1 protein-coding gene is annotated in these 342 nt (G+C 55.8%); it reads left to right on the top strand.

The features are described from left to right. Window positions 1-342 (top strand): DDE-type integrase/transposase/recombinase (locus HMPREF2806_RS13055; RefSeq protein ID WP_158013210.1); only part of this gene is annotated, 342 nt, incomplete at both ends.

The raw sequence follows: 342 nt of genomic DNA, 5'->3' as shown, positions 1-342 counted from the left end.
ATATCAGGTGTCTACCAAACAGGGGTCAGGTCCGGATTTCACCGCGTGCCTTTGTCCCGGTGACTACAATCCAAGCCAAGCGCAAGTCCACACTTCCTGACCTGGTCAAGCGCATGTTTGATACTGGTCAGCTCAACCGAGTGTGGATGTCGGATATTACTTACCTGCGCACCAGCGAGGGCTGGTTGTATTTGTGCGCGGTCCGCGATGGTCATTCCCGCAGGGTACTGGGCTGGGCTATGGATAGCGTTCAAGACACAAGTTTGGTCGAACGGGCCCTGCGGATGGCGCATACACTACGTGGTGATGTTCCTGATGGGCTGGTGTTTCACGCTGACCGTG

The organism is Corynebacterium sp. HMSC076G08 (genome assembly GCF_001811515.1).
Classification (GTDB): domain Bacteria; phylum Actinomycetota; class Actinomycetes; order Mycobacteriales; family Mycobacteriaceae; genus Corynebacterium; species Corynebacterium hiratae.
The sequence above is the reverse complement of the archived record's forward strand: the minus strand, read 5'-3'. Positions and strand labels throughout refer to the sequence as shown.